Genomic DNA, 18,689 nt, shown 5'->3' on the forward strand with positions numbered 1-18,689 from the left:
CGCCTACATCTGCAGCAAGGCCTGCTGCAGGTCGGCACGCAGGTCATCCACGTCCTCCAGGCCGACCGAGAAACGCACCAGCGTGCCCTTGTAGGGCCAGCGGGCGACGCTGGCGTCGCGCATCAGGCCGATGTCGTAGGGCACGACGAGGCTGATCGGGCCACCCCACGAATAGCCGAGGCGGAAGAGCTTCAGGCTGTCGCAGAAGCGATCGACCTGCTCGGTGCTGAAGCGCTCGTCGAACACCACCGAGAACAGGCCCGCGGCCAGGTCGGTGGCGCCGCACAGCGCGCGCCAGTTGGCGTGGCCCGGCGAATCCTCGAGCGCGGGGTGCAGCACCTGCGCGATCTCTTCGCAGCCGTTGAGCCAGCCGGCCAGCTCGCGCGCCGCGCGGTCGTGCGCGGCGTAGCGCAGCGCCATGCTCGGCAGCGAGCGCAGCAGGGTTTCGACGTCGCCCACGCCGATGCCGAAGCCGGTGCGCATGTGGGTGAGCTTGAGCGCGCGGTGCAGCCGCTCGTCGCGCGTGACCACGCTGCCCATGAGCACGTCGCCACCGCCGCTGGGGTACTTGGTGAGCGCGTGCACCGACACGTCGACGCCCTGCCCCGTGCCGTTGAAATCGAAGGGCGCGAAGGCCAGGCCCGCGCCCCAGGTGTTGTCGAGTGCGGTCATCACGCCGCGCTCGCGGCAGACCTCGGCCAGTGCCGGCAGGTTGGGGAATTCCATCGTCACCGAGCCTGCCGCTTCGAGCCACACCAGCCGCGTGCGGTGCGAAAGCTTGGCTTCCAGGTCGGACGGATTCATCGCGTCGTACAGGCGGTGCGTGATGCCGAAGTTGGCGAGCTCGCCGGTGGCCAGCGCCTTGGTGGGGCCGTAGGCGTTGTCGGGAATCAGCACCTCGTCGCCGGTCTTGAGGAACGCGAACGAGACCAGCGAGATCGCGGCCAGCCCGCTCGGCACGAGCAGGCATTCGGTGCCGCCTTCGAGCGTGGCCAGGCGCTCCTCAAGCGTGAAGGTGGTGGGCGTGCCGTGCAGGCCGTAGGTGTAGCCGGCCTTGGTCTTCCAGTCGCGCGCGCGCATGGCGGCGACGTCGGCGAAGAACACGGTCGAGGCCTTGAACACGCCGGGCTGCGGCGCAGCGAAGGTGGCCGGCGGCGTGTAGGGATGGTGGATCAGGGTCGTGGAAGGCTTGCTCATGTGCCGATGCTAGCGCTCCGCGAGGAACCCTCGACGGCCGTGACATTCTCCGTGCGATGTCGACGGCCTTGGCCGGATCGCCCGTGCATTGCGGATAGAGTTGCCCCTCCGAAAATAAAGGGAGGATTTTCTCGATGCGTCATCTGCTCATCACCATCACGGCCGCTGCGGCCCTGTCCGCCTGCGGCGGCATGAAGAACCTGGATTCGAACGCGCTCGCGGGCGCCGGCGGCAGCGCCTTCAAGGCCATGTCGCTCACCGACGGCGACGTGCAGGCCCTGGCCAACCAGTCCTGCGCCGAGCTCGACAAGAGCTCCAAGGTCGCGGGCCCCGCCGATGCCTACAGCAAGCGCCTGGAGCGCGTGCGCCAGGGCCTGCCCACCACCATCGGTGGCCAGCCTGCCAGCTACAAGGTCTACCTCACGAAGGACGTGAACGCCTGGGCCATGGGCAACGGCTGCATCCGCGTCTACAGCGGCCTCATGGACCTCATGAACGACGACGAGCTGCGCGGCATCATCGGCCACGAGATCGGCCACGTCGCCCTGGGTCACAGCAAGAAGGCCATGCAGACCGCCTACGCCGTGTCGGCCGCGCGCGGCCTGGCCGGCGCCACGGGCAATGCGGCGATCACGCAGCTGTCGTCCTCGCAGATCGGCGACTTCGCCGAGAAGCTGGTCAACGCGCAGTTCTCGCAGTCGCAGGAAACCGACTCGGACAACTACGCCTTCGACCTGCTGACCGCGCAGAAGCTCAAGCGCGAAGGCCTGGTCACCGCGTTCCAGAAGCTGGCCAAGCTCGACGGCGGCAAGAGCTCGATGCTCAGCTCGCACCCCGCTTCCGGCGACCGCGCGGCCAACATCCAGAAGCGCCTCGCAACGAGCAAGTAAGCCGCCTGGGCCCGGGCGGTTCCTCGGCGCACAATGCGCCGATGCTCACCCGCCCGCCCTTGCCGGGGCCCGTCGCGCCATGCAGCTGACGCGGCCCCCGTCCCCTCATCTGCGGCCCTTCCTGCGGCTGCTGTGGGCCTCGGCGCCCGAGGGCACACCCGACACACGCACCGGCGCCCGCGAGCACGTGCTGCCCACGGGCGGCATGCACCTGGTGTTCCGGCTTTCGGGGCCGCCGCTGCGGCTCTTCGACGACACATGCGACCTGCGCGGCCACACAGTCGGCCATGCCATCGTCGGCGGTGCGCGCGCCGCGTTCTATCTGCGCGATGTGTCGGTGGCGACACGCTCGGTCGGCGCGCAATTGCACCCCGGTGCCGCCCGGCTGCTGCTCGGCGCACCTGAAGACGCTCTGAGTGGTCGCCACACGCCGCTCGACGCGCTGTGGGGCGAGCGGCAGACCGCCGACGCGCTCGAACAACTGCATGCATCGTCCGACGACCCGGCCCGGCAACTGGACGTGTTCGAGGCCCTGCTGACCCGGCGCCTGGCCGCGACCGCCCTGCCCCGCACCAGCCCGCGCGGCCTGCACCCGGCCGTGGCCGCCTCGCTCGGGCAGATGACGCGCGACACGCCCGCGTCGATCGCCACGCTGGTGGCGCGCAGCGGCTACAGCCACCGGCGCTTCATCGCGCTGTTCCGCGCGGCGGTCGGGCTCGCGCCCAAGGAATACGCCCGCGTGATGCGCTTCGACCGCGTGCTGGCGCTGGCCGCCGACGATCCTGCGCGCGCCTGGGCCGACATCGCGCTCGCAGCGGGCTACAGCGACCAGGCGCACCTGAGCCGCGAGTTCTCGGCGCTGGCCGGCCTGTCGCCGCAAGCCTGGCGGCAGACGGGTGCGACGTCGCCGCGTCATGTGCCGGCTGTCTGCGCGGCAGGTCAAATTCCTTCAAGACGCTAGCGCCGGGGCTGCGCAGAATCGGCGCCACGGTCCCCGTTTCAACATCCGATTCAAGAAAGAAAGGCAGGTCCCGCCATGGCCATCCACGAGCTGTTTCCGTACCTCTGCGTCGACAACGCCGCCGCCGCCGTCGACTTCTATTGCCACGTGTTCGAGGTGAAGGAAATCTTTCGACTGACCGAGCCCAGCGGCCGCATCGGGCACGTCGAACTGGACTTTCACAACGGCGCGATCCTGATGATCTCGGACGAGTTCGCCGAGTTCAACATCCGCTCGCCCAAGGCGCTCGGCGGCAGCGCGGTCTCGCTGCACCTGCATGTGGACGACGCAGATGCGCTGGTCGCGCGCGCGGTCGCCGCGGGCGCCACGCTGGACATGGCACCGCAGGATCAGTTCTATGGGGAGCGTTCCGGCGTGTTCCGCGACCCCTTCGGTCACCGGTGGAACGTGGGGCACAGCATCGAGAAGCTGACGCCGGAGGAAATGCAGCGGCGCTACACCGCGATGTTCGACACCCCCGGCGGCGGCAGCTGTAGCAGCTGAGCGCGCCGGCCGGTGGTGCCAGGGCCGGTCGTCAGACCGACCACTTCTCGATCAGCTTCTCGGCGCCGAGCGAATCGTAGCCCTCGAAGGGCTGGTGGATCCACGGGTTGGTGGCCAGGAACTCGACCGAGTAGTCGGGCGTGAAGGTCGACAGCGCCTTGGTCCAGATGACCGCGCTGCGCAGCTCGGTGATCGGCTGGTAGTTGTTGCGCAGCATGTCCATCACGGCGTGCAGCGTGTGGCCCGAATCGGCCAGGTCGTCCACCAGCAGCACCTTGCCGGCGATCTCGCCCTTGGGGGTCGTGATGTAGCGGGCGATGTCGAGATGGCCCTGGATCGTGCCGGCGTCGGCGCGGTAGGAGCTGGTCGACATGATCGCCAGCGGCTTGTCGAAGATGCGCGAGAGCACATCGCCCGGGCGCATGCCGCCGCGCGCCAGGCACAGGATGGTGTCGAACTCCCAGCCCGACTGGTGCACCTTGATCGCGAGCTTCTCGATCAGGTTGTGGTACTCGTCGTAGCTGACGTAGAGATGCTTTCCGTCTTCGGTCAACATGGTCTGGATTCCTTCAGTCTTTTTTCTCGTTCGTGGAACACCGCGGAACCGGCTTTGCCGGGCCGCTGGTGTTGCCCCAGAAGGGGGTTGGCGGCCACACGAAGTGGGCAAGCCTGGGGGAGAACTTAGTCCGCGAGGTAGGGGTGGCGCATCATGATCGTGTGGTCGCGATCAGGGCTCGTGGACACCATGTGGATCGGCACGCCGGTGACCTGCTCGATGCGCTGCAGGTACAGCCGCGCATTGACCGGCAGCTTGTCGTACTGCGTGACGCCCACGGTGCTTTCGGTCCAGCCTTCGAGCGTTTCGTAGATCGGCGTGCAGCGCTCGATCTCGTCCGCGCCCATCGGCAGGATGTCGGTGGTTTCGCCGTCGAGTTCGTAGCCGGTGCACAGCTCGAGCTTTTCGAGGCCGTCGAGCACGTCCAGCTTGGTGATGCACAGGCCCGACAGGCCGTTGACCTGCGCCGAGCGCTTGAGCAGCGCGGCGTCGAACCAGCCGCAACGGCGGCTGCGGCCGGTGGTCACGCCCTTTTCGGCGCCCACGGTGCTCATGTGGTAGCCGGGGGTGCCCGGCGTGGCCCAGTCGAGCTCGGTGGGGAACGGACCGCCGCCCACGCGGGTGCAGTAGGCCTTGGTGATGCCCAGCACGTAGTGCAGCATGCCCGGGCCCACGCCCGAACCGGCGGCGGCGTTGCCGGCCACGCAGTTGCTCGAGGTGACGTACGGGTAGGTGCCGTGGTCGACGTCGAGCAGCGTGCCCTGCGCGCCTTCGAACAGCAGGTTGGCGCCGGCCTTGTGGGCGTCGTTCAGCTCGCGCGACACGTCGGCCATCATGGGCTTGAGCAGCGCAGCGTGGCGCATCGCCTCGTCGAACACGGTGTCGTAGTCGATGGCGGGCGCGCCCAGCACCTGGGTCAGCACGTGGTTGTGCAGCTCGAGCAGCACGCGCAGCTTGGCGGCGAAACGCTCGGGGTGCTTCAAATCTTGCACGCGCAGCGCACGGCGGGCGATCTTGTCTTCGTACGCCGGGCCGATGCCGCGGCCGGTGGTGCCGATCTTCTCGATGCCGCCCTTTTCGCGGTAGGCCTCGCGCGCGATGTCCAGCGCGGCGTGGAACGGCAGGATCAGCGGGCAGGCCTCGCTGATGCGCAGGCGCGAACGCACTTCGACGCCGGCTTTCTCCAGGCCTTCGATTTCCTCGAACAGCTTGGCGGCCGACAGCACCACGCCGTTGCCGATGTAGCACTTGACGCCGGGCCGCATGATGCCGCTCGGGATCAGGTGCAGCGCGGTCTTCACGCCGTTGATGACCAGCGTGTGGCCCGCGTTGTGGCCGCCCTGGAAACGGACCACGCCCTGGGCGCTTTCCGTCAGCCAGTCAACCAGCTTGCCCTTGCCTTCGTCGCCCCACTGGGTACCGACGACGACCACGTTTCTTCCGGTGGTTACGCTCATGCTCGTTCCATTGCTTAAAAATTCAGATCGCTCGGACATTCCATTGGCCGGCCTGCTCGACGAGCTCGCGGTCGCAATGGAATTCATCGATTTCGCTGCCGTGGCCGGGCAGCACGCAGACTACCGTTTCGCCGGCCTTGCGCAATTGGGCAATCGCCTGACGCAGGCCGGCCGCATCGCTCCAGGGCGCACGGATGGCGGCGCGCAACGGACGGGCCGGCAGCACGCCGACGAGCTCGCGCACATCGAGGCTGAAGCCAACGGCCGGACGATTGCGGCCGAACACGGCGCCCACCTCGTCGTAGCGGCCACCGCGCACCAGCGAGTCGGCCGCGCCCGGCACGTAGATGCCGAAACGCATGCCGCTGTAGTAGGCGTAGCCGCGCAGGTCGGCCAGGTCGAAGCTGATCTGGCGCCCTGCCGTGCCGTTCAGGCCGGCGGCGAGTTGCTTCAGGTCGGCCAGCGCCGCGACCACGGTGGGCGTGCCCTTCAGGGCCTTGGCGGCCTCGTCGAGCACGGCCACATCGCCGTACAGGCCCACGAGGGCCCGCAGGCCGTCGCGTGATGCGGCTGGGAAATCCTTGGTGAGCGCCTGCAGCTCGCTCGCGTCCTTGGCGGCCAGCGCGGCATGCACGCGGGCGATCGCGGCGGCATCGACCGGCACGCCGGCAAACAGCGCGCGCACGATGCGGGCGTCGGCCAGGTCGACGATCACGCCGTCGCGCAGGCCGGCGGCGTCGAGGCAGTCGAGCGCCAGCAGCAGGGTTTCGGTGTCGGCTTCGAGGCCGGCGTGGCCGTAGATCTCGGCGCCGAACTGCAGCGGCTCGCGGGTGGCATGCGGGCGGTCGGGCCGGGTGTGGACCACCGGACCGCAGTAGCACAGGCGCGCCACGCCGTCGCGGTTCAGCAGGTGGGCATCAATGCGCGCCACCTGGGGGGTGGTGTCGGCACGCAGGCCCATGCTGCGACCGGAGAGCTGGTCGACGAGCTTGAAGGTTTGGAGGTCGAGCGCCTCGCCGGTGCCCGAAAGCAGCGACTCCAGGTGCTCGAGCAGCGGCGGCATCACCAGCTCGTAGCCATAGCCACGGGCGGTATCGAGCAGCTGGCGTCGAAGTTCTTCGATGTGGCGCGCCTCGGAGGGCAGCACATCGGCAATGTGATCCGGGAGGACCCAGGCGGACATGGGGATCGGGGGCGTGGTTAAACCGGGATTCTACCGGGCCCGAGCTACCCCAGAACCCAGAGCAGTACCAAACCCAGCAGGATGCTGCAAAGACCGAAGAAACGCAGCTGGCCGTCGCGCAGCTGCAGCAGTTGGCTGAAGCCGCGCCGCCACCCGCCCGGCGAGACGAAAGGCAGGATGCCTTCGATCACCAGGACCAGCGCCAACGCGCTCCAGAAGGTGTCGGCGCTCACGGCTCCAGGCAGGACAGCGGAAACGGACGGCCTGTTGTTACTTGCGCGCCGAACCGGAGCTCTGCATGGCGCGGAAGAAGTCCGAGGACGGGTCGAGCACCATCACGTCGCTCTTCTTGTTGAAGCTCTGCTTGTAGGCCTCGAGGCTGCGATAGAACTGGGCGAACTGCGGATCGCGGCCGAAGGCCTCGCTGTAGGTCGCGGCAGCCTGGGCATCGCCCTCGCCCTTGATCTTCTGGGCGTCGCGGTAGGCGTTGGCCACGATCACTTCACGCTGGCGGTCGGCGTCGGCGCGGATCTTTTCGCCTTCGGCGGTACCGGTGGAACGCAGCTCGTTGGCCACGCGCTTGCGTTCGGCTTCCATGCGGCGGTAGACCGATTCGGTGATGGCTTCCACGTAGTCGACGCGGGTGATGCGCACGTCGACCACGTCGACGCCCCAGGGCTTGGCGCCCTTCACCACGGCCAGCACTTCGCGCTGCACGTCGGCCATCAGGGCCTCGCGGCGCACCGAGATCAGGTCGCGCACGGTGCGCTTGTTGATGTTTTCCTGGAACGCGTTGCGCACCACGCGGTTGAGCTGCATGGCGCCCGCGTTCTCGTCGAGGCCGACGTTGCGGATGTAGGCCTGCGGGTCGGAGATGCGCCAGCGCACGTACCAGTCGATCACCACGCGCTGCTTTTCAGCGGTGAGCATGGGCTCGGTGTCCAGGCTCGAGAGCGTCAGCAGGCGCTTGTCGATGTACGACACGTTCTGGAACGGCGGCGGCAGCTTGAAGTTGAGGCCGGGCTCGGTGATGACCTGCTTGATCTGGCCGAGGGCATAGACCACGCCGAACTGGCGCTGGTCGACCACGAAGAGGGTCGAGCTCAGCAGCACGAGCAGGACGAGGACCGAGGTGGCGATGAAACCGATTCTGTTCATGTTGTTCCGGGCCTTTCTCAGCGCACGTCGCGGTCACGCGAGCGGCCGTCACGGGCGCGCACGTCGGTGGTGGCGGGCGCCACCGGGATCACCGACGACTGGGTCGGTGCGGTGCCGGCCACGCTGGGGCTGGCGGCGTCCACGGGCGTGGCTGTGTTGCCGCCGCCTTGCTGCATCAGCTTGTCGAGCGGCAGGTACAGCAGGTTGGAGCCCTGCTTGCTGTCGACCAGCACCTTGGTCGTGCTGGCGTAGATCTGCTGCATGGCGTCGGTGTACATGCGGTCGCGCGTCACCTGCGGCGCCTTCTGGTACTCGGTCAGCACCGAGCTGAAGCGACCTGCGTCACCTTGTGCCTGCGCCACGATCCGCGCCTTGTAGGCCTCGGACTCTTCCTTCAGGCGCGACGAGGTACCGGTGGCCAGTGGCACGACGTTGTTGGCATAGGCCTCGGCGTCGTTCTTGGCGCGTTCGCGTTCCTGGCCGGCCTTGAGCACGTCGTCGAAGGCGGCCTGCACCTGCTCGGGCGGACGCACGCCGCCCTGCTGCAGGTTGATGCCGACGACTTCGACACCGACCTTGTAGCGGTCGAGGATGGTCTGCATCAGTGCGCGCACGCGGGGGGCGATCTGGTCGCGCTCTTCGGCGAGCGCCGCGTCCATCTTCATCTTGCCGACCACTTCGCGCACGGAGCTTTCAGCCACCTGCACGATGGTTTCCGCAGGCGACTTGCTCTCGTAGAGCCAGGCGCGCGCATCGCTCAGGCGGTACTGCACGGCGAACTTGATTTCGACGATGTTCTCGTCTTCGGTCAGCATGGCCGATTCGCGCAGGCCGGTGGAACGCACGATGGCGTCGCGGCCCACGTCGGTGGAGCGGATCTGCGTGGTCACCACCACTTCGTGGCGTTGAATGGGGTATGGCAGGCGCCAGTTGAAGCCGGCGTTCACCGTCGACTTGTAGCGACCGAACTGCGTGACCACGGCCTGCTGGCCTTCGTTCACGATGAAGAAGCCGGTGCCGAGCCAGATCAGGACCGCCACGGCGGCCACGAGGCCGATGCCGAAGCCGGCGTTCTTCATGTCGGGCTTGTAGCCGTTGCCGCCACCGCCGCCGGTGCCGTTGGGGCGATTGCCGCCACCCTTGCCGCCGCCGAAGAAACCGCCGAGCTTGCGATTGAGGTCACGCCAGAGTTCGTCGAGGTCGGGCGGGCCCTGGTTCGGGCCCTGGCCGCGCGGGCGATTGCCGTTGCCGTTGTTGTTCTGGTTGCCGCTCGAAGGCGGCGGGATCGGGGCGCCGGGGGGATCGGCATCGGGCGGCCGGTTGCCGGCCGGGCGGTCGCCGTTGGAGGACGGCTCGTCGCCGCGACCCCATCGGCCATCGTTCAGGTTGAACATGCCCAGAAACCCTCTCCGCGCTGGCTTTGCATTCATTCGCTTCGTTCTCGTGTCAGTGGCGGGATTGTGCCCAATCAAGGGGCCGCATCGTGCAATTCAGCGTCCGCCTCAGGGGTCATCGTATCGGCGACGGAACCCGATTGCCGGGCCAGCTCGGCCCGCAGCAGCGGCAGGCCTTCGCCGGTCCTGGCGCTGAGGAAGATGCGGGGAACCTGCACGCCGTCGATTTCCATCTCGTCCTGCAGATGCAGCGGATGTTGCGCGCTTTCAAGGGCGTCGAGCTTGTTGAACACCAGCAGTTGCGGCACGTCGCCTGCGCCGATGTCCTGCAGCACCGACTGGACCTCGGCCATCTGCTCGGGATAGTGCGGGTTGGAGGCGTCAATCACGTGCAGCAGCAGGTCGGCATCGACCGCCTCCTGCAAGGTGGCCTTGAACGCATCGACCAGGCCGTGCGGCAGGTCGCGGATGAAGCCCACCGTGTCGGAGATCGACACCTGCCGGCGCGCGTCGCCCAGGTAGAGGTTGCGCGTGGTGGTGTCGAGCGTGGCGAACAGCTGGTCGGCCGCATAGGCGCGCGCCTTGACCATCGCATTGAAGATCGACGACTTGCCCGCATTGGTGTAGCCGACGAGCGAGATGTTGAAGGTCTCGCGGCGCTCGCGCTGGCGGCGCTGCGTGCTGCGCTGCTTCTGCACCTTGGCCAGGCGTTCGCGCGTGCGCTTGATCGACTCGTTGATCATGCGGCGGTCGAGTTCGATCTGCTTCTCGCCGGGGCCACCACGCACACCCGCACCGCCGGTCTGGCGCTCCAAGTGGGACCAGCGGCGGACCAGGCGCGTGCTCAGGTACTGCAGCCGAGCCAGCTCGACCTGCAGCTTGCCTTCGTGCGAACGGGCGCGCTGGGCGAAGATCTCGAGGATGAGGAAGGTGCGGTCATAGACCGCGACATCGAGCTGGCGTTCGAGGTTGCGCTGCTGCGCAGGACTCAACGATTGGTCGAAGATGACCTCGCTCGCCCGGTGCATGGCGGCGAGCTCCTTGATCTCTTCGGCCTTGCCGCTGCCGACGAACAGCGCCGCATCGGGCGCCTTGCGCTTGCAGGCCAGGCGGGCGACGGGCGTCAGGCCCGCGGTTTGTGCGAGCAGGCCGAGTTCTTCGAGCTCGCTGTCGAAATGGGGCAGCCCGAAATCGACACCGACGAGAACGGCGGCGCCTTCCTGGCGGGGGATCGAATCAGACAAGCGGAATCAGATATGGAAAAAGCGCGGCGGGGTTGCCGCCGCGCTCCGCGCGATCAGGCGGCGGCGTCGTCGTTCTCGTTGGCCGAGAAGTTGACGGCACGACCCGGCACGATGGTGGAAATGGCGTGCTTGTAGACCATTTGCGTCACTGTATTGCGAAGCAACACGACGTATTGATCGAAGGACTCGATCTGGCCTTGCAGCTTGATGCCGTTCACCAAATAAATGGAAACCGGCACATGCTCGCGACGCAAGGTGTTCAGAAACGGGTCTTGCAGAAGTTGCCCTTTATTGCTCACGATATTCTCCGTGTTCAAGAGTAGTTGTTGGAGAGATGACCTTAACACAGGGTTTCTGCGCCGCAGCAATCGGGGTCAAAAGCCTTGAGAAAATAACGGTTCTCAAAAGACGGAACTTCCGCTCCTGCTGCGGCTCAACGGCTGCCATCGGCAGCCAAGCGCCCTCAGTTGTCCTTGTCCACGAACGGATTCTGCGAGCTTTTGAACTGGATCCGCAAGGGCGTGCCCACGAGGTCGAATTCCTTGCGGAAACGCCCTTCCAGGAAACGCTTGTAGGCGTCGGTCACATGCTCCAGCGAATTGCCGTGAATGATGATCACGGGCGGATTCATGCCGCCCTGGTGCGCATAGCGCAGCTTGGGCCGGAACATGCCGCCGCGCTGAGGCGCTTGGAATTGCACCGCCTCCAGCAGCAGGCGCGTCAGCACCGGCGTCGACATCTTGCGCGTGGCCGACTTGTGGGCCTGCGCAATGGCCTGCCACACCGGGCCCAGGCCCTGGCGCTTGATGGCCGAGATGAAATGCAATGACGCGAACTTAAGGAACGGCAGGCGGGTTTCGATCTGCCGCTGGATCTGCTCGCGCTGGTAGCTGTCGACCGCGTCCCATTTGTTGATGGCGATCACCACGGCACGTCCGCTTTCGAGGATGTAGCCGGCGATGTGCGCGTCCTGGTCGGTCACGCCCTGCGTGGCGTCGAGCAGCAGCAGCACGACGTTGGCCGACTCGATGGCCTGCAGCGTCTTGACCACCGAGAACTTCTCGATCGCCTCGAACACCCGGCCCTTGCGACGCAGGCCGGCGGTGTCGATCAGCTCGAAACGCTGGCCGTTGCGCTCGAACGGCACCGAGATGGCGTCGCGCGTCGTGCCGGGCATGTCGAAGGCCACCAGGCGCTCTTCGCCCAGCCAGGTGTTGATCAGCGTCGACTTGCCGACGTTGGGCCGGCCGGCCACGGCCAGCTTGATCGGCTTGTTGACGTCGTCTTCGTCTTCCTCGTCGTCCGGGTCAGCCAGGTTCAGCGGCGCGAGCGCCAGCTCGACCAGGTCGCGCATGCCCTGCCCGTGCGCCGCGGACACGCCGTGCACGTCGCCGAAACCCAGCTCGTAGAAGTCGACCAGCTTGGTGCCGTCGTGCATGCCTTCGGCCTTGTTGGCCGCCAGCACGCAGGGCTTGCCCAGCCGGCGCAGCTCGTTGGCGATGTCGTGGTCTTGCGCCGAGAGGCCTTCGCGGGCATCGACCACGAAGATCACGACGTCGGCCTCGGCCACGGCCTGCCGCGTCTGCTTGGCCATTTCCTTGTAGATGCCGCTGCCGGCATCGGGCTCGAAGCCGCCGGTGTCGATCACGATGAACTCGTGCTTGCCCAGGCGGCCGTTGCCGTAGTGGCGGTCGCGCGTGAGGCCGGCGAAGTCGGCGACGATGGCGTCGCGCGTCTGGGTCAGGCGGTTGAAGAGCGTCGACTTGCCGACGTTGGGACGGCCGACCAGGGCCACGACCGGCTTCATGGCCGGCCTTTCGATGGCGCGGTTTTCATGGTCGGGCCTTGGAAGTAAGAGAAAGACAAGAAATGACTATTCAGGGCGGTAGCCGAACACGCCACCCTTGGCGGTCACGACGACCACCGTGTTGCCGGCCAGGACCGGCGTCACGGTGATGGCCGAGCCATCGGGCGTCACGCGGTTGAGCAGCGCACCGTCTTCGCGCGACACGAAGTGCAGCGTGCCGGTGCTCTCGCCAATGATCAGCGAGCGGCCCACGGCCAGCGGTGCGGTCAGTTCGCGGTTCTTCAGGCGGCTCATCTGCCAGGCGCGTTCGCCGTCGGCGCGACGCCAGGCGGTAACGCTGCCATCCGACTCTGTGCCATAGAGAAAGCGCTCGTCGCCGCTCACGCCGTCGGCGCCCGAGGCCGGCTTGCTCCAGAGCAGCTGGCCGCGCAGGGTGTCGACGCAGCCGACGCTGGCGTAGTAGGCGCGTGCGCAGACCGTGTCGCCGTAGCGGCTCACGCTGCCGGTCAGGTCGACCAGGCGTTCCACGTCGTTGGTGCCGCGCGGCGCGGCGATGGGTGCTTCCCAACGCGAGCTGCCGTTGCCGGGGTTCATGCCGACGAGTCGGCCACCCAGACCGGCGACCAGCGTGTCGCCGACCGCGATCAGGACGCCCGACTTGCGCAGCACGAGGTTTTCGCCCGGGCGCTGTTGCTGCCACAGGCGACGGCCGCTCTGGCCGTCCCAGGCGCTGACGCTGCGGTCGGCGGTCTGCACGAAGACGCGGCGACCGGCCACCAGCGGTGCGGTGAAGGCCTGGGCCGACAAGCGCTGCTTCCACAGCACCTTGCCGTTCTCGATGGCGACCACTTCGTTGTTGGTAGTGACCACGGCCGTCAGCGAGCCGTCGCTGCCGACACCGGCCGCCAGCGGCGCACCGGCGCTGGCGCGCCAGGTCTCGCGACCGGCGCGGGCATCGATGGCGACGACCGTGCCGTCACTGCCGGCCACGGTCACGATGTCACCGCTGACATCGGCGGTGAGCGGGAATTCGACGCCCGGAATCCGCACGTTCCAGGCCTGGCGCACACCCATCAGGGACGGGTTGGCCGGCAGCTCGGCGGGCTTGGGCTTGCCGGAGCCCGAGCAGGCGGCCAGGAGCGCTACCAGAACAAGAGCAGAACCCGCGCGCAGGGCGGTCGATTCAGGCATGAAACGCTTGAAATTCATGAGGGTGTGCGATCAGGAGTTCTTGGGGACGGCGGGCGTCACTGTGACGGTCGGCGCCAGGGTCTTCGGGTCGACACCGACCGCGTTGAGCTTGATCTCGACCAGCCGGCGGTAGTCCGAGCCGGCGCCCAGGCCGGTCCAGGCCTTGCGGTACTCGGCCTGCGCCTCGTCGCGCTTGCCTTGCGCCATGTAGATGTCGCCCTTGCGGTCGGCCACCAGCGGTTCGAATTCGGTCGGCACCTTGCCCTCGAGTTGCTTGAGCGCGTCGCCGTAGGACTTGGCGTCGAGCAGTTCGGCCGCGAGCCGCAGCTTGGCGATGGCCTGGTAGCCCGGGTCGACGGCGTTCTGCGCGACCCAGCCCAGCGCGGCGCGCGAGCCGTCGGCATTGCCCTTGTCGAACAGCGTCTTGGCGACCAGCAGGCCGGCTTGCTGCGCGTAGGCGGTGCCTGCGAAGCGGTCCTTCATGTCGGTCATCACGCGCTGGATGCGCTCGACGTCGCCCGACTGCGTGCTGCGCTCGACCTCGTCATAAAGGGCCGCGGCCTGGGCAGCCTTGGTGCGCTGGTAGTACTGCCAGCCGTTCCAGGCCACGAAGGCGCCGGCGACGAGCAGCACGGCCCAGGTGATCAGGGTGCCGTAGGTGTTCCAGAAATGCTTGAGCTGGTCGAGCTGTTCCTGTTCTTCGAGGTCGAGATGGGTGGCCATGCGCTGTCAGAGGTTGGGAGCCGGCGATTGTAGGGTGGCGGCCCAGGTGGTCACTTCAGCAAGTGAACGGGCGGACTGCGCGACGCTGGCGTCGCGCAAGGCCTTGAGAGTCACTTCACCGCGCGCAAGTTCATCGGCGCCGAAGATCAGCGCGTAGGTGGCACCGCTGGCGTCCGCCTTGCGCATCTGCGCCTTGAAGCTCGCCAGGCCCTCGGCGGTGCTGGCGTGCATCTGCACGCGCACGCCGGTTTCGCGCAGCTGCTGCAAGGCGCGCAGCACGACGGGCATCGAAGCGGCGTCGGGCACGATGGCATAGACATCGGGCACCGGTGCCGGCACTTCGGCGCCCTGCTCTTTCAGCAGGTCGAGCACGCGCTCGACGCCGATGGCCCAGCCCACGGCGGGCGCCGGCTTGCCGCCGATCTGCGCGATCAGGTCGTCGTAACGGCCACCGGCGCACACCGTGCCCTGCGCGCCGAGGCGGTCGGTCACGAACTCGAACACCGTGAGGTTGTAGTAGTCGAGCCCGCGCACGAGGCGCGGGTTGATCGTGAAGGCGATGTCGTTGGCCTTGAGGATGGCCTGCAGCCCCTCGAAGTGCGCCAGCGATTCGGCACCGAGGAAGTCGATCAGCTTCGGGGCCGACTCGACCACCTCTTTCATGGCCGGGTTCTTCGTGTCGAGGATGCGCAGCGGGTTGCTGTGCAGGCGGCGCTTGCCGTCCTCGTCGAGCTTGTCGGCGTGCTGCTCGAAGTGGGCGATGAGCTGTGCGCGGTGCAGCGCGCGCTCGGCTGGCTGGCCCAGGCTATTGAGTTCCAGGCGCACGTCGGTCAGGCCGATGGCCTTCCACAGCGCGGTGGCCAGCAGGATCAGCTCGGCATCGACATCGGGGCCGGCAAAACCGAGCGCCTCGGCGCCGATCTGGTGGAACTGGCGGAAGCGCCCGCGCTGCGGCTTTTCGCGGCGGAACATCGGGCCGGTGTACCAGAGGCGCTTGGGCCCTTCGTAGAGCATGTTGTGCTCGATCACGGCGCGCACGAGGCCGGCCGTGTTCTCCGGGCGCATCGCCAGGTGCTCCGACTGCCCATGCTTGTCCGAACGGTCTTCGAAGGCGTACATCTCCTTCTCGACGATGTCCGTCACCTCGCCGATGCCGCGCACGAACAGCGCCGTGTGCTCCAGGATCGGGGTGCGGACGTTGCGGTACGCATAGCGCCCCATCAGGTCGCGCACGGTGGCTTCGAGCCACTCCCAGCGCGCCGATTCGGGCGGCAATATGTCGTTCATGCCTTTGACGGCATTCAGTTTTTCAGCCATGAGTCTGCGGAGGTGTCAGGCCAGGACAGCGTGTTCGCTGCCGAAGCGCTTTTCGATGTAGGTTTCGACGAGCTGGTGGAACTCGTTGGCGATATTGTCGCCGCGCAGCGTGAGGGCCTTTTCGCCGTCGATGAAGACCGGCGCGGCCGGCGCTTCGCCCGTGCCGGGCAGGCTGATGCCGATGTCGGCGTGCTTGCTCTCGCCGGGGCCGTTGACGATGCAGCCCATGACGGCCACCTTCAGCGTCTCGACACCGGGGTACTTCTTGCGCCAGACCGGCATCTGCAGGCGCAGGTAGTCGTCGATCTGCTTGGCCAGTTCCTGGAACGTGGTGCTGGTGGTGCGGCCACAGCCCGGGCAGGCCGTGACGCTCGGCACGAACACGCGCAGGCCCAGGGCCTGGAGGATTTCATTGGCGATCAGCACTTCCTGCGTGCGCGACTCACCCGGCTGCGGCGTGAGCGACACGCGGATCGTGTCGCCGATGCCCTCTTGCAGCAGGATCGACAGCGCCGTGGCCGAGGCCACCGTGCCCTTGGTGCCCATGCCGGCTTCGGTCAGGCCCAGGTGCAGCGGGTTGTCGCAGCGCTTCGCGAGTTCGCGGTAGACCGAGATCAGGTCCTGCACGCCGCTCACCTTGCACGACAGGATGACCTGGTTGCCGGCCATGCCCATCGACTCGGCGAGCTTCGCGGACTCGATGGCCGAGGTGATCAGCGCCTCGTACATCACCTGCTTGGCATCCCAGGGCTCGGCGCGCTGGCTGTTGGTGTCCATCAGGCTGGCGAGCAGTTCCTGGTCGAGGCTGCCCCAGTTCACGCCGATGCGCACCGGCTTGTTCCAGCGCATGGCCGCGTCGATCATCTGGCCGAACTGCTTGTCCTTCTTGTCGCCCTTGCCCACGTTGCCGGGGTTGATGCGGTACTTGCTCAGCGCCTCGGCGCAGGCCGGATAGTCGGTGAGCAGGCGATGGCCGTTGTAGTGGAAGTCGCCGATCAGCGGCACGTCGATGCCCATGCGATCGAGCTGCTCGCGGATGTAGGGCACCTGCGCAGCGGCCTCGGGCGTGTTGACGGTGATGCGGACCATCTCGGAGCCCGCAATGGCGAGTTCCTTGACCTGGATTGCGGTGCCGATGGCATCGACCGTGTCGGTGTTGGTCATCGACTGCACGCGCGTGGGCGCGTCGCCCCCCACCGTGACGATGCGCGGGCCCCAGACCACGCTGGCCTGGCGCGAGCGGCGCGCCTTGGGCGCCGCCGATTCGATGGGTTGGGGAGTGCAGTCGGTTGTCACGATTTCACCTCGAAACGCGCCACGCCGCCTCCGCGGGTGACAGGCTTCAGATCGTAGGGCTTTCCGTTCACCTGCACATCGACGGCCGATGCACGCCCCACCACCACGGACAGCGGCAGCGTGCCGGACAGCCCGACGGTCTCGCCGACCTGCAGGCTGCGGCGCAGCAACTGTTTGCCGCCAGCTTCGGTGACGGTGATCCAGCATTCCTCGCGCGCCACGAAGACGAGCTGCTGGCTGCTGGCGGTGCTGGTGTTGGCGACGGCCGCGAGGGGCGCAGAGGCCGGGGCGGCTGGCGCGGCAGCCGCCACGCCGGCGGCCGGGGCGGCGCCCACCGGGCCGGTCGGCGCCACGGCCTGCGTCGGCACGGGCTCCGAGACATCGGCCGGATCGGCGGGCGGCGGCATGGTCTCGCCCTCGTTCTTTGCGGTCAGCCGCGCGACGGAGGCGCCGATCTGGTCGAACGCCGACTGCGGCATCCAGAACAGCACGCCGGCGCCGATCAAGAGCAGCACCACGACCGTCAGCAGCGCGCGCGACGGCAGGCCGCCGGAGCGCCCACCGTTCCAGCGCGGCGTGTCGGAGACCACGCGGGCATTCAAAGTGCGGTTGGTTTCGGCCAGCGGTGCACGTTGCGCGCCCGGCAGCTTGGCGAGCACGGGCGCCGGATCGATGCGCAGTGCGCGGCACACGCTGCTGGCCAGGGCCCGGGCGAACACCGGGTCGGGCAGCGAGGCGATGTCGTCGGCCTCGAGTGCGATCAGCTTTTGCGGCGGCACCTTGAGCGCCGCGGCCACCATCTCGATGTGCAGGCCGTGCGCTTCGCGCGCCTCGCGCAGCATGTCACCGGCCGTCTTGTGCGCGACGTCGCCTTCTGCCAGCGGCAGCGCCGCGGACGTCCCGAACTCCGAAACCCGTTCAGTCATTGAAATTCCCGCGCTCGTACGCCATTGCCTCCCGCGATTGAGGGAAACGTCGTTGCAATTGACCGCCCAGCTGCGCGACAGCCTCGCGGTTGTTGAGCTTCCGTTCGATCTTGATGCCGAGCCAGAGCGTCTCGGCATTGGCCGAGGGGCTGTTGTTGACACGGCGGACGTAGAACTGCGCGCGCGACCATTCTTCGCGCTGCGCCAGCACCGAGGCCAGGTTGAAGCCGACCACCGGATTGCCGGCATCGAGCTCGTAGGCCTGCAGGAGGCTGCGCTCGGCCTGCGGCCGCTGGCCGGCCTTGAGCTCGCACACCCCCTGGGTCATGAGCGTCTTGGCACGGTCGGCATAGCTGGGCACGGCCAGTGCCGCGGCGAACTGCTGCGCGGCGTCGCCGTAGCGGTTCTGCTGGCACAGCAGCCAGCCATAGTTGTGGCGCGTGTTGGCGTCGCGCGGATTGATTGCGACCGCGCGGCGGAAGCTGTCTTCGGCCTGGCCGGCGTCGTCCAGCCGCATGTAGACCAGGCCGCGCAGGTTGTAGGCGTCGGCGTAGTTCGGGTCGATGGCCAGCACCTGCTTGAGCTCTTCGAGGGCGACCGAGGGCTGGCCGTGTTCGAAATAGCCGGCCGCCAGCTCCATCCGCAGGCGGGCACGGCGACGGTTGTTTTCGTCGACGTCGGTCACGGCAGTGGTACCGCTGTCGGCCCCGCTGCCGACAAGCCCGGTGGTGGTGGTTCGCGTGTTGACGCAGCCCGCGAGAAGAAGCGCCACGGCGACGCTCGCGATTCCTGCGCTCAGCACTCGCTGCACGCTCGCGGTCGTCGTCGGAAAGGCCATGCTCATTG

Annotated in this window: 19 protein-coding genes; 3 read left to right on the forward strand and 16 right to left on the reverse strand. The window is 67.7% G+C overall.

What is annotated here, in order from left to right; genetic code table 11:
- Positions 1-3: 3 nt before the first annotated feature.
- Complete coding sequence (locus AC07OX_RS02920; protein ID WP_070060997.1) at positions 4-1,197, reverse strand: PLP-dependent transferase; 1,194 nt, start codon at positions 1,195-1,197, stop codon at positions 4-6.
- Between the two features lie 134 nt (positions 1,198-1,331).
- On the opposite strand from AC07OX_RS02920, the gene AC07OX_RS02925 reads away from it, so the two are divergent.
- The 3 genes from AC07OX_RS02925 to AC07OX_RS02935 all read left to right on the forward strand — a co-directional run bounded on the left by AC07OX_RS02925 (position 1,332) and on the right by AC07OX_RS02935 (position 3,591).
- Complete coding sequence (locus AC07OX_RS02925) at positions 1,332-2,087, forward strand: M48 family metallopeptidase (RefSeq protein ID WP_495259805.1); 756 nt, start codon at positions 1,332-1,334, stop codon at positions 2,085-2,087.
- A 79-nt stretch (positions 2,088-2,166) separates the two neighbouring features.
- On the forward strand, positions 2,167-3,048 hold the full coding sequence (locus AC07OX_RS02930; protein WP_495259806.1) for a helix-turn-helix domain-containing protein: 882 nt from the start codon (positions 2,167-2,169) through the stop codon (positions 3,046-3,048).
- Between the two features lie 75 nt (positions 3,049-3,123).
- Complete coding sequence (locus tag AC07OX_RS02935; protein ID WP_495259807.1) at positions 3,124-3,591, forward strand: VOC family protein; 468 nt, start codon at positions 3,124-3,126, stop codon at positions 3,589-3,591.
- A 31-nt stretch (positions 3,592-3,622) separates the two neighbouring features.
- Here the strand turns inward: AC07OX_RS02935 and AC07OX_RS02940 are convergent, their stop codons facing one another.
- The 15 genes from AC07OX_RS02940 to pilW form a co-directional block, all read right to left on the reverse strand.
- Positions 3,623-4,147 carry a phosphoribosyltransferase gene (locus AC07OX_RS02940; RefSeq protein WP_062480750.1) on the reverse strand — a complete coding sequence of 175 codons (525 nt, stop codon included), beginning with the start codon at positions 4,145-4,147 and terminating at the stop codon, positions 3,623-3,625.
- Between the two features lie 125 nt (positions 4,148-4,272).
- A complete protein-coding gene (locus AC07OX_RS02945; RefSeq protein WP_062480752.1) occupies positions 4,273-5,604 on the reverse strand; it encodes an adenylosuccinate synthase in 1,332 nt (443 codons plus the stop codon).
- Positions 5,605-5,626: 22 nt separating this feature from the next.
- Positions 5,627-6,787, reverse strand: a complete 1,161-nt coding sequence (locus tag AC07OX_RS02950) for an ATP phosphoribosyltransferase regulatory subunit (protein ID WP_495259808.1) — start codon at positions 6,785-6,787, stop codon at positions 5,627-5,629.
- A gap of 44 nt (positions 6,788-6,831) precedes the next feature.
- Positions 6,832-7,020, reverse strand: a complete 189-nt coding sequence (locus tag AC07OX_RS02955) for a DUF2065 domain-containing protein (RefSeq protein ID WP_062480756.1) — start codon at positions 7,018-7,020, stop codon at positions 6,832-6,834.
- A 37-nt stretch (positions 7,021-7,057) separates the two neighbouring features.
- Positions 7,058-7,945, reverse strand: coding sequence for a protease modulator HflC (hflC, locus tag AC07OX_RS02960; RefSeq protein WP_062480758.1), 888 nt, complete (start codon positions 7,943-7,945; stop codon positions 7,058-7,060).
- Positions 7,946-7,962: 17 nt separating this feature from the next.
- Positions 7,963-9,339 (reverse strand): FtsH protease activity modulator HflK, encoded by a 1,377-nt coding sequence (hflK, locus tag AC07OX_RS02965; protein ID WP_070061003.1) that lies wholly within the window; start codon positions 9,337-9,339, stop codon positions 7,963-7,965.
- A 74-nt stretch (positions 9,340-9,413) separates the two neighbouring features.
- The gene (gene hflX / locus AC07OX_RS02970) at positions 9,414-10,583 is read right to left on the reverse strand and encodes a GTPase HflX (protein WP_095947220.1); all 1,170 of its coding nucleotides are present in this window, start codon (positions 10,581-10,583) and stop codon (positions 9,414-9,416) included.
- A 53-nt stretch (positions 10,584-10,636) separates the two neighbouring features.
- Complete coding sequence (hfq, locus tag AC07OX_RS02975) at positions 10,637-10,882, reverse strand: RNA chaperone Hfq (protein WP_056582504.1); 246 nt, start codon at positions 10,880-10,882, stop codon at positions 10,637-10,639.
- A gap of 164 nt (positions 10,883-11,046) precedes the next feature.
- A complete protein-coding gene (gene der / locus AC07OX_RS02980; protein ID WP_062480763.1) occupies positions 11,047-12,390 on the reverse strand; it encodes a ribosome biogenesis GTPase Der in 1,344 nt (447 codons plus the stop codon).
- 66 nt (positions 12,391-12,456) lie between these two features.
- Positions 12,457-13,599: an outer membrane protein assembly factor BamB gene (gene bamB, locus AC07OX_RS02985; protein ID WP_062480765.1), complete on the reverse strand. Its 1,143-nt coding sequence runs from the start codon at positions 13,597-13,599 to the stop codon at positions 12,457-12,459.
- Positions 13,600-13,611: 12 nt separating this feature from the next.
- Positions 13,612-14,304, reverse strand: coding sequence for a YfgM family protein (locus AC07OX_RS02990; RefSeq protein WP_495259809.1), 693 nt, complete (start codon positions 14,302-14,304; stop codon positions 13,612-13,614).
- Between the two features lie 6 nt (positions 14,305-14,310).
- Positions 14,311-15,621 (reverse strand): histidine--tRNA ligase, encoded by a 1,311-nt coding sequence (gene hisS, locus AC07OX_RS02995; protein WP_070061007.1) that lies wholly within the window; start codon positions 15,619-15,621, stop codon positions 14,311-14,313.
- Between the two features lie 15 nt (positions 15,622-15,636).
- On the reverse strand, positions 15,637-16,917 hold the full coding sequence (ispG, locus tag AC07OX_RS03000) for a flavodoxin-dependent (E)-4-hydroxy-3-methylbut-2-enyl-diphosphate synthase (RefSeq protein WP_070061008.1): 1,281 nt from the start codon (positions 16,915-16,917) through the stop codon (positions 15,637-15,639).
- Positions 16,914-17,843, reverse strand: a complete 930-nt coding sequence (locus AC07OX_RS03005) for a helix-turn-helix domain-containing protein (protein WP_390343413.1) — start codon at positions 17,841-17,843, stop codon at positions 16,914-16,916. The genes ispG and AC07OX_RS03005 overlap by 4 nt, the downstream gene beginning before the upstream one ends.
- Complete coding sequence (pilW, locus tag AC07OX_RS03010; protein WP_095745652.1) at positions 17,836-18,687, reverse strand: type IV pilus biogenesis/stability protein PilW; 852 nt, start codon at positions 18,685-18,687, stop codon at positions 17,836-17,838. Before pilW ends, AC07OX_RS03005 begins: the two co-directional genes overlap by 8 nt.
- Positions 18,688-18,689 lie beyond the last annotated feature (2 nt).

Source organism: Variovorax sp. GW821-FHT09D07 (assembly GCF_059416345.1).

What these genes read in the sequence shown, in the direction of transcription:
- AC07OX_RS02920 (WP_070060997.1), bottom strand. Translation starts at nt 1,197, where the DNA reads ATGAGCAAGCCTTCCACGACCCTGATCCACCATCCCTACACGCCGCCG.
- AC07OX_RS02925 (WP_495259805.1), top strand. Translation starts at nt 1,332, where the DNA reads ATGCGTCATCTGCTCATCACCATCACGGCCGCTGCGGCCCTGTCCGCC.
- AC07OX_RS02930 (WP_495259806.1), top strand. Translation starts at nt 2,167, where the DNA reads ATGCAGCTGACGCGGCCCCCGTCCCCTCATCTGCGGCCCTTCCTGCGG.
- AC07OX_RS02935 (WP_495259807.1), top strand. Translation starts at nt 3,124, where the DNA reads ATGGCCATCCACGAGCTGTTTCCGTACCTCTGCGTCGACAACGCCGCC.
- AC07OX_RS02940 (WP_062480750.1), bottom strand. Translation starts at nt 4,147, where the DNA reads ATGTTGACCGAAGACGGAAAGCATCTCTACGTCAGCTACGACGAGTAC.
- AC07OX_RS02945 (WP_062480752.1), bottom strand. Translation starts at nt 5,604, where the DNA reads ATGAGCGTAACCACCGGAAGAAACGTGGTCGTCGTCGGTACCCAGTGG.
- AC07OX_RS02950 (WP_495259808.1), bottom strand. Translation starts at nt 6,787, where the DNA reads ATGTCCGCCTGGGTCCTCCCGGATCACATTGCCGATGTGCTGCCCTCC.
- hflC (WP_062480758.1), bottom strand. Translation starts at nt 7,945, where the DNA reads ATGAACAGAATCGGTTTCATCGCCACCTCGGTCCTCGTCCTGCTCGTG.
- hflK (WP_070061003.1), bottom strand. Translation starts at nt 9,339, where the DNA reads ATGTTCAACCTGAACGATGGCCGATGGGGTCGCGGCGACGAGCCGTCC.
- der (WP_062480763.1), bottom strand. Translation starts at nt 12,390, where the DNA reads ATGAAGCCGGTCGTGGCCCTGGTCGGCCGTCCCAACGTCGGCAAGTCG.
- bamB (WP_062480765.1), bottom strand. Translation starts at nt 13,599, where the DNA reads ATGAATTTCAAGCGTTTCATGCCTGAATCGACCGCCCTGCGCGCGGGT.
- AC07OX_RS02990 (WP_495259809.1), bottom strand. Translation starts at nt 14,304, where the DNA reads ATGGCCACCCATCTCGACCTCGAAGAACAGGAACAGCTCGACCAGCTC.
- hisS (WP_070061007.1), bottom strand. Translation starts at nt 15,621, where the DNA reads ATGGCTGAAAAACTGAATGCCGTCAAAGGCATGAACGACATATTGCCG.
- AC07OX_RS03005 (WP_390343413.1), bottom strand. Translation starts at nt 17,843, where the DNA reads ATGACTGAACGGGTTTCGGAGTTCGGGACGTCCGCGGCGCTGCCGCTG.
- pilW (WP_095745652.1), bottom strand. Translation starts at nt 18,687, where the DNA reads ATGAGCATGGCCTTTCCGACGACGACCGCGAGCGTGCAGCGAGTGCTG.